Here is a 5,127-nt window from a genome sequence, read left to right on the forward strand (position 1 = left end):
AGGTGGAAAGCCATGAAGAGGCACATCTCGCAGTTGAAGAAGAACTGCAGGAAAGGTGATCTCGGCTGCCGCCGGAAACAGCGCCAGGCCCTGTTGCACTGGGCCTATGACAGCAGGAAGATGTAAGTCTTGCGGGACCGGTTCCCTGATCGTGGGAGGGCCGAACCGCGGGCCTAAGGGTCAGGAATGAGCATGCCGGCGGAGTATCAAGGTCGAAGGCATTCCGGTTGCAACTCGGCCGAATCCTGCAGCACCTGCACCTTTCTCCACGCCCCCGCCCGGAAGCGAACCCACCAGATCAGCGCCGTGGCCAGTACGAAGACCGTGGCCAGCGTCCATTCGGTGACGAGACCGGGCATCACCTTGACCACCAGCCAAAGCAAGGACAGAAATACTCCGGAACATACGAGGTAGGTGCGGGCGAGCCACCGGGTGTCCCCGGCGGATGCCAGCACGCAGCCGATGATGACGTTGGCGGCATCGAAGAGGCAGTAGAACGCCACGAATTTCATGATGAGTGCGCCGGTCTCCACGATCTTAGCGCTGTCCGGACCGGTACCGGCGAAGATGGACATGAGCGGCGCAGAAGCCGCCGCGAAGAGCGTTGCCATCGCCAGCATCCAGATCTCGCAGACGAAGAGTGTCTGGAAGGCAATGGCGGGTATGTCATCGTCATCTCCTGCCCCGCGAGCATGCCCCACCAGTATCCCTGCCGCCTGCCCAAGTCCCAAAGCCGGAAAGAACGCGGTCCCGTTGATGCGGAAGGCGATGCTGGTTGCCGCCAGTTCCACCGTCCCCAGCCGACCGACCACGACCATGAATATCGTCCAGGCGGCGACTTCCACGCTGATCCGCAATCCAAACGGCATGGAGAGCAAGAGAAAGCGGCGAAGCTCCACCCAGTCGAGCCGCCTCGCCTTGGAGTCGGCAAGGCCGCCTGACCTGGCAAAGACCAGGAGATAGAGGATTGCGGCTGTCATCTGGGCGATGACAGTCGCCAGCGCCGCTCCCCCAATCCCCATGCGAGGCAGACCCCATATCCCCGGCACCAGTCCCCAGGCGAGCACGGCATTGACGGCGATAGAAACGAAAGTCACCGCCGTGACGATGACGGGACGACCTATCCCTGACAGCCATCCAGCCAAGGCGGAGCCGAGCACGGGGAAGAATGACCCGGCCATGCAGATCCAGAAATAGGTACTCTCGTTACTGGCGACCTGGGGAGCGTGACCCGCGAAATGAAAGAGTTTCGCTATCGGCCAAGCTGCCGCCAGAGCCGCGATCCCGGCGGCGAGCGAGGTGTAAATGCCGAGCCAGGCGGATGAGCGGACGCCACCGGCATCGCCGCGACCGTGACTGTGGGCGACGAAGGTACCGGCATACCCGGCGGTGCCGAAGAGGAAACCCTGGAAAAGGATCACTGCCATGCCCGAAGGCCCGATGGCCGCGACGGCTTCGCTCGAATGCCTCGACAGGATGATGGTGTCCACGATCTGCATGATGGTGATGGCCGAAGTCGACAGGATCATCGGGGCTGCGAGCTTCAGTAAGCGGGGTATGTGATGGAATTTCATGGAGTCCGTAAGGGCCAGGCTCCCGGTCGCGTCAACCCAGGTGAGATTGGCAGCGACGGGTAACCGGACGTACTTGATCTGTAGAGTTGGGTGGTACCAATGGTGGAGCGTTCAACATCCCTGCAGCATCGGTCTGGGAGAAGAACCAGGTGCCGATGGTTCCCCGGCTGGCAAGGGGGTGCCGCAGTAGGGGCAAACGGTGCAGGACGGGTCGACGTACCTAAGGCAGTATCGGAAGGTGCACTGCTTCGGTTTCCTCTTGACGGCAAACGCCATCTGCTTCTCGGCAGCCTGCTTGATGGCGAGGCATTCGACGGCTTCTTCCATCTGAAGCTTCCGCTTTTCGACATTCTCAGCTTTTTTCTGCTTCCCGCGTTTAGACATTGCTTCCCTCTGTGTCGTATGTAAAGTACAACTCTTAAGCAATCGGGGCCAGCATATTTCTCCCCCGACGTCAGTCGCGTAAATAAATCTTTCCCCACTCACACATGAGGTTCAGGATCGGGATGGCGCTTTTTCCCTTTTCGGTCAGGGAATACTCGACCTTGGGAGGGACCTGGGGATAGACCTTGCGGTGCACCAGTCCGTCTGTCTCCAACTCGCGCAACTGCTGGGTGAGCATCTTCCTGGTGGTGTCGGGGAATTGCCGCTGCAGATCCGAAAAGCGCATGATCTCCTGTGCCAGATGCCAAAGGATCGACGCCTTCCATTTGCCGCCCACCACGGCGAGGGTGACATTGATGCCGCAGTTGTAAACCTTTTCGCGGTATACCAGTTGCTCTTCCGTCTCTAGCGTCTGCTCCATGTCGCCTTCCTATTCCTTAGGTTCCTAAAAAGATACTACGTGTGTAAATGGGTACTACGTACCGAAAAAGTACGTTATTGACGAAATGTCGCGCATGGAGGAATGTAGCCTAAAATTTCGGCGAGGGAAAGGGGAAATCAACTCATACCGCATTTATCCGCCTGACTCGACGACACCGAAAAATCTCTTGGGGGCAAGATGAGAACCATATTCGACGAAACTACCATTAACGGCATGACCCTTAAAAACCGGCTGGTCCGCAGCGCAACCTGGGAGAACATGGCCGACGCCAAGGGACACCTGACCGACAAGCTTTTCGGGGTATACGAGAATCTGGCCCGGGGCGGGGTAGGGATGATTATCACCGGTTACGCATTCGTGCTCGAGCAGGAGCAGCCCAACCCCGGCATGATGGGCATCTACGCCGACAGCTTCATCGAAGAGTACTGTCGTCTTACCGAGATGGTGCACAGCCACGGCAGCCGCATCGTCATGCAGATCGCCTATGGCGGCACCCAGACCAACTATCCCCCCGAGGGCCGCGTCATCTGGGGCCCTTCCGATGTCGCCGACCTGGCAACCGGGGTGGTCGCAACCCCCATGAGTCGCGAGGACATCCGCACCCTCGTTAAGGCCTTTGGCGACGCCGCTATCCGGGCCAAGGCGGCGAACTTCGACGGCGTGGAGTTCCACGGCGCCCACAGCTACCTGCTCAGCCAGTTTTTGAGCCCCCACTACAACCGACGCACCGACGAGTACGGCGGCTCACTGCCCAACCGTGCCCGCATATTCCAGGAGGTCTACGCCGAGATCCGCCGGCGTGTGGGCGCAGATTTCCCGGTGATGATCAAGATCAACGCCGAGGATTTCATCGATAACGGCGCCGTCTTTGAAGACTGCCGGTATGTCTGCCGGCAACTCGCCGAGCAGGGAATAGATGCCATAGAAATCAGCGGGGGCGGGGCCGCCTCAGGCAAGCGGGGGCCGTCGCGGCCCAGGATAGACGCGCCGGACAAAGAGGCGTACCACGCTTCTTACGCCGCAATGCTGGCGGAGGAACTGACTGCCCCGATCATCGTCGTCGGGGGGCTGCGCTCGCCCGAGGTACTGGACCGGCTGCTGGAGACGACCGCCATCGAGTACTTCGCCCTGTCGCGCCCGCTCCTGGCTGAACCGAACCTGCCCACTCGCTGGCGGGAAGGAGACCGTACCGCCGCCGCGTGCATCTCGTGCAACGGCTGTCACAGGATGAACCCCGGCGGAAATGTCTGCGTCCTTCGCGGCCGGGCGAACTGAAGGACTGAAGGACTTATCTGATGGAGTCGAGACGCAGGTAATTAAAACGGGACTATATCCCAAAAAAGGTTGTGCATTTCCCCCCCCTTGACAAAGGGGGGAAGGGGGGATTTGGTTTGTTTGAGCTGGCAAAATCCCACTCGATCCCCCTTTTTCAAAGGGGGAAGGTCCTATGGTGCTACAGTACCTTTGTTTTGGACATAGTTCCGAATTAAAAAGGAGGATGGGCGAAGATGACCAGATTGACCGTGGTGGCAAAGATCGTGGCTAAGAAGGAATCGGTGGAAATTGTCAAAGGGGAACTCCTCAAGCTGATCGCACCGACAAGAAGAGAGGATGGATGCCTGGAGTACCGGCTGCACCAGGACATCAGCGATCCTGCCGTTTTCATATTTTATGAAACCTGGGAGAGTGAAGACTTCCTCGTCAGGCACACGAAGACGGATCACTACAAAGCCTACGTCAGCGCGATCTCCGGCCTGACAGAAGAAAGGGTGGTCAACAGACTGACCGTCATAGAATGAGGCCGCCACTGAATATGCCGAAATAGGAGGAGCAGATGCTTGCATTCACGATAGATCAGCTGAAATGCATCAGCTGTAACCAGTGCGCGCTGGATTGTCCGGCGCGCGTCATCGCAATGGATGGAGCGTATCCATCCATTGCCACGGAAAAAGAAAACTCTTGCTTCAAATGCCAGCACTGTCTGGCGGTGTGCCCGACGGGCGCCCTGTCGATCCTCGGGAGGAAGCCGGAGGAGAGTGTACCTCTTTCTGAGAACCTGCCGGATCCGGACCAACTGGAGCAGTTGATCAGGGCAAGACGATCGGTACGCCGTTTTCGCAGCGAAAACCTGCCACCGGAGCTGCTGCTGAGACTGATTGAAACCGCCAATTACGCTCCGACGGGAGTCAACTCCCGGCAGGTACTCTTCACCGTGGTTGATGATCTCCAGGTCATGAACAAGCTGCGCCTGGAGACAATGCAGAGGCTTTCCACCCTCGGCCGGGAAGGGAAGCTGCCAACGCGGCGGGAATACTTCAACGACTGTGTCCGAGCCTGGGAAGAGGATGGGGTCGATACCATCTACCGTGGTGCCCCCCACCTCATTATCGCCTCGGCTCCTCGGGACTGCCCTACACCCGAAGCAGACTGCCTGATAGCTCTCTCCTATTTCGAGATCTTCGCACAGAGCCTGGGCGTAGGGACCGTGTGGGAGGGGATGGCCCGGTGGCTCTTCAGCGATCTGCTTCCGGAATTGCGGGTGAAGCTGGGTATTCCGGAAAACCACCTGATCGGCTACGTCATGGCCTTCGGCAGACCGGCGATCAGCTACCGCCGTACAGTGCAACATCCGCCGGCCACCATATCCCGGGTCACCTGGTAGGCACGGGTTCGCTTATTACCAAACGAGGAGAGAAACGAAACTAGGTGAAGAACCTACACATTACA

Annotated in this window: 6 protein-coding genes; 3 read left to right on the forward strand and 3 right to left on the reverse strand. The window is 58.8% G+C overall.

The window, feature by feature from the left end:
- Positions 1–206: 206 nt before the first annotated feature.
- From AC11W3_RS20600 to AC11W3_RS20610, 3 genes are all read right to left on the reverse strand, one after another.
- Entirely contained in the window at positions 207–1,529 is a 1,323-nt protein-coding gene (locus AC11W3_RS20600; RefSeq protein WP_484093680.1) for an MATE family efflux transporter, read from the reverse strand.
- A 156-nt stretch (positions 1,530–1,685) separates the two neighbouring features.
- Complete coding sequence (locus AC11W3_RS20605) at positions 1,686–1,958, reverse strand: hypothetical protein (RefSeq protein ID WP_484088775.1); 273 nt, start codon at positions 1,956–1,958, stop codon at positions 1,686–1,688.
- 70 nt (positions 1,959–2,028) lie between these two features.
- The gene (locus AC11W3_RS20610; RefSeq protein WP_484088774.1) at positions 2,029–2,379 is read right to left on the reverse strand and encodes a winged helix-turn-helix transcriptional regulator; all 351 of its coding nucleotides are present in this window, start codon (positions 2,377–2,379) and stop codon (positions 2,029–2,031) included.
- 198 nt (positions 2,380–2,577) lie between these two features.
- On the opposite strand from AC11W3_RS20610, the gene AC11W3_RS20615 reads away from it, so the two are divergent.
- The 3 genes from AC11W3_RS20615 (at position 2,578) to AC11W3_RS20625 (ending at position 5,062) form a co-directional block, all read left to right on the forward strand.
- Positions 2,578–3,675 (forward strand): NADH:flavin oxidoreductase, encoded by a 1,098-nt coding sequence (locus tag AC11W3_RS20615; RefSeq protein WP_484093681.1) that lies wholly within the window; start codon positions 2,578–2,580, stop codon positions 3,673–3,675.
- A gap of 233 nt (positions 3,676–3,908) precedes the next feature.
- A complete protein-coding gene (locus AC11W3_RS20620) occupies positions 3,909–4,199 on the forward strand; it encodes a putative quinol monooxygenase (protein ID WP_484088772.1) in 291 nt (96 codons plus the stop codon).
- A 35-nt stretch (positions 4,200–4,234) separates the two neighbouring features.
- On the forward strand, positions 4,235–5,062 hold the full coding sequence (locus tag AC11W3_RS20625) for a nitroreductase family protein (protein WP_484088771.1): 828 nt from the start codon (positions 4,235–4,237) through the stop codon (positions 5,060–5,062).
- The last annotated feature ends 65 nt before the right edge of the window (positions 5,063–5,127 follow it).

It is taken from the genome of Geomonas sp. (genome assembly GCF_056994735.1).